This window comes from Nocardia vinacea NBRC 16497 (assembly GCF_000308835.1).
GTDB lineage: Bacteria > Actinomycetota > Actinomycetes > Mycobacteriales > Mycobacteriaceae > Nocardia > Nocardia vinacea.
Window position 1 is genome coordinate 1 of record NZ_BAGN01000343.1, and the last position, 4,345, is coordinate 4,345.

1 protein-coding gene is annotated in these 4,345 nt (G+C 67.4%); it reads left to right on the forward strand.

The annotated features are described in order from the left end of the window. Nucleotides 1-47 precede the first annotated feature (47 nt). The coding region (locus ON44_RS33930; RefSeq protein ID WP_245567448.1) for a type I polyketide synthase at nucleotides 48-4,345 on the forward strand (4,298 nt) is incomplete at its 3' end.

Sequence of the window (4,345 nt, forward strand, 5' to 3'; positions counted from 1 at the left end):
CCGCGCATGTGGCTGGGGTGTTGTCGCTGGCGGATGCGTGTGTGTTGGTGGCTGCGCGTGGTCGGTTGATGCAGGCGTTGCCTTCTGGTGGTGCGATGGTCGCGGTTGGTGCGTCGGAGGCCGACGTGAGGCCGCTGCTGGTGGATGGGGTGTCGATCGCGGCGGTGAATGGTCCGTCGTCGGTGGTGCTGTCCGGTGTCGAAGCCGATGTCGTGGCTACCGCTGAGGCTTGTGCCGAGCGTGGTTGGCGGACGCACCGGTTGCGGGTTTCGCATGCTTTCCATTCGGCGCTGATGGAGCCGATGCTGGCCGAGTTCGCCTCGGTGATCGAGGGTTTGGCGTTCTCACTTCCGAGCATCCCGCTGGTGTCGACGGTGACCGGGGCACGGATCACCGATGAGATGTCGGATCCGGCGTATTGGGTCGGTCAGGTCCGGGACACCGTCCGGTTCGCGGATGCTGTTGCGGCGATGGCGGATCTGGGTGTGTCCCGGTTCGCCGAGGTCGGCCCCGATGCCGTGCTGACCCCGATGATCGCGCAGACTCTCGACGACGAGGCCGCGGTGGTGGTGGCGTTGGCGCGTCGTGACCGTGCCGATGCGTCCGCCGTGTTGGGCGGGGTGGCCGGGCTGTTCGTGGCCGGTGCCGAGGTGAATTGGGCCGGTTTGTACGCCGGGACGGGGGCGCGGCGAATCGACCTGCCCACCTATGCCTTCCAGCACCGGCGCTATTGGATACCCGAAGGTTCCGCCGGCAAGGGTGACGCCCGGTCGATGGGGCTCGTCGCGACCGGTCACCCGCTGGTGTCGGCGGTGGTGTCGCAACCGGATTCCGATGTGGTCGCCGTCAGCGGCAGATTGTCGGTGCAGACGCAGCCCTGGTTGGCCGACCACCGGGTCATGGACACCGTGTTGTTCCCCGGCACCGGTCTCGTCGAACTCGCCCTGCACGCCGGTGAGCGGGTGGGCTGTTCGAGCCTGGACGAGCTGATTCTGCGTGCCCCGCTGGTGTTGCCGGAGTCCGGTGGTGTCGCGGTGCAGGTCGTGATCGGCGGTGCGGACGAGGGACGTCGTGGGGTGCGGATCTTCTCCCGCCCCGACGACGATGCCGATTCGGTGGCATCGTGGACTTTGCATGCCGAAGGCGTCCTCGTGCCGGGAGCCGACGGCGCACCGGCGGACCTGGCACAGTGGCCGCCCGCCGACGCCACCGCGGTCCCGGTCGAGGACCTCTATGACTCTCTCGATGCGCAGGGCTATCACTACGGTCCGGTGTTCCAGGCGTTGCGGGCGGTGTGGCGCGGATCGGATGGGCTCTATGCCGAGGTCGCGTTGCCTGAGGCGGCGCGGGGCGACGCGGAGCGGTTCGGTGTGCATCCGGCGTTGCTGGATGCGGCTTTGCATGCCTTGCGTTTTGCCGATGACACAGTGTCGGACGATGCTGGGCTGGCGTTGCCGTTCGAGTGGTCGGGTGTGACTGTGCATGCGGCGGGGGCCGATGCTTTGCGGGTCCGGCTTACTCGTATCGGTGAGCGTGGAGTTGCGCTGGATCTGGCGGATTCGACCGGTGCTGCGGTGGCGACGGTGCGGCATTTGGCATCTCGGCCGATCGATCCCGCGCAGCTCACCGCAGGTACTGCGATTTCTCGTACCGCTGTGTTCGATGTGAGCTGGGCGGCGATCTCGGTGTCCGGGAACGAGGTTGCCGCAGTGGCGTGGGCGGATCTCGGTGATCTGGGTGAGCAGGTTCCGCAAGTGGTAGTGCTGGACTGCCCTGCGGGCAATGATCCCGCCGCCGTTCGTGCCGCTACTCATGGCGTGTTGCAGGTGCTGCAGTCGTGGTTTGCCGAGCCTCGGTTCGGTGAGTCGGTGTTGGTGGTGCGGACCGGTGGCGCGGTATCGGTGGCCGGTGAGGATATTTCGAATCTGGCCGGTGCCGCGGTGGGCGGCCTGGTTCGGGCCGCACAGGCCGAGGGGGTCGGCCGGATCGTGTTGGTGGATACCGATTCCGGCATAGACGGTCTGCTGGGCGGGATTCTGGCGTCAGAGGAACCGCAGGTGGCGGTGCGTGATGGGCAGGTGTACAGAGCGCGACTCGGGCGAGTCGTCTCGACCACCGCTCCAGCGACCGGTTCCTTCGATCCGGACGACACTGTCCTGATCACCGGTGCCAGCGGCTTCCTCGGTGGGCTGTTCGCCCGGCACTTGGTGAACGCCCATGGCGTGCGCCGTCTGCTGTTGCTCAGCAGGCGCGGTGAATCCGGCCCCGGCGCAACAGCACTGCGAGAAGAGTTGCAGCAGCTCGGTGCCGAGGTCGAGTTCGTCGCGTGTGACGTCGCCGACCGCGGTGCGCTGGCCGAGGTGCTGGCCACTGTTCCTGCCGCACAACCGCTTACGGGCGTCTTCCACCTCGCCGGTGTGCTCGATGACGGTGCGATCGCGTCGTTGAGTCCGGAGCGGATGGACGCGGTGCTGGCCCCGAAGGTCGACGCCGCGCTGCATCTGCACGAGCTGACCGCCGACCTGCCTTTGAAGGCGTTCGTGCTGTTCAGCTCGGTCGCCGGTGCGTTCGGTAGCCCCGGCCAGGGCAACTACGCCGCGGCCAACGCCTGCCTGGACGCGCTGGCCGCGCACCGCAGGGCATCCGGGCGGCCCGGTATATCTCTGGCCTGGGGTCTGTGGAGCACGGACGGGGGTATGGCCGCGGAGCTCGGTGACGCCGAGCGGCGCCGGATGTCCCGGTCGGGCCTGCTGCCGCTGTCGGCGGACCAGGGTCTGGCCCTGTTCGACGCCGCGACGGGAATGGACACGGCGGCCCTCGTCCTCGCCCGGGTGGATCTGGATGCCGTGCGCTCTGCGGGATTCGCCGCGCCCGCACTGTTTTCCGCACTGATCCCGCAGCGCCGCAAAGCGGCCTCCGGTGCGTCCGCGGCGTTGCGTGCTCGGCTGTCGAGCACTCCCGACAGCGAGCGTTTCGACGTGCTGCTGGAGATCGTGCGCGGTCAGATCGCCACCGTCCTCGGCCACGAGAACACGAATGCGGTGACAGCGGACCGGGCCTTCAACGAGCTGGGCTTCGATTCGATCACCGCTGTCGAATTCCGTAATGCGCTGAAGGCCGCCACCGGTCTCCCGCTGCCCGCGACCTTGGTGTTCGACTACCCCACGCCCCAGGCTTTGGCGCGGTATCTGGCCGACGAGTTCGCCGGGACGAGCCGCGATGTCGAGGTCACGGCCGTCAGGGCTGTCGACGACGACCCGATCGCCGTGGTCGGCATGGCCTGCCGTTACCCCGGAGGGGTGACGTCCCCGGAAGAACTCTGGGAACTCGTGCGCACCGGCCGGGACGCGGTATCGACGTTCCCGGTCGACCGCGGCTGGGACCTCAACGGCATCTACGATCCGGAACCCGGCCGTGCGGGTAGGTCCTACACCCGAGAGGGCGGATTCCTGCACACGGCTGCCGATTTCGACGCGGACTTCTTCGGGATCAGTCCCAACGAAGCTGTGATGACGGATCCGCAGCAGCGGCAACTGCTGGAAACCACGTGGGAGGCGTTGGAGCGCGCAGGTGTGGATCCGGCGGTGTTGCGCGGTAGTTCGACCGGCGTCTTCACCGGCGTCATGTACCACGACTACGCCCAGGGGACCGGTAACAGCGCGGCCGGCAGCCTGGTGTCCGGTCGCATCGCCTACACCCTCGGGTTGGAGGGTCCGGCCGTGTCGGTGGATACGGCGTGCTCGTCGTCTTTGGTGACAATGCATTTGGCGGCGCAGTCGCTGCGGTCGGGGGAGTGCGATCTGGCCTTGGCCGGTGGCGTGACGGTGATGGCGACTCCGGAAACTCTGGTGGAGTTCAGTCGGCAGCGGGGTTTGTCGCCGGATGGCCGGTGTAAGTCGTTCGCGGATGCGGCCGATGGTGTCGGCTGGTCCGAGGGTGCTGGAATGTTGGTGTTGGAGCGGTTGTCCGATGCCCGTCGCAATGGTCATGATGTGCTTGCGGTGATTGCTGGTTCGGCGGTGAATCAGGATGGTGCGTCGAATGGTTTGACCGCGCCGAATGGTCCGTCGCAGCGGCGGGTGATCCGGCAAGCGCTGGCGAATGCGGGGGTTTCGCCGGTCGATGTCGATGTGGTGGAAGCTCACGGCACGGGTACGACGTTGGGCGATCCGATTGAGGCCCAGGCCCTTTTGGCTACCTACGGGCAGGGTCGGGACGCGGATCGTCCGCTGTGGCTGGGATCGCTGAAGTCGAATATCGGTCATGCTCAGGCCGCTGCTGGTGTCGGTGGTGTGATCAAGATGGTCATGGCGATGCGCCACGGGGTGCTGCCGAAGACGCTGCA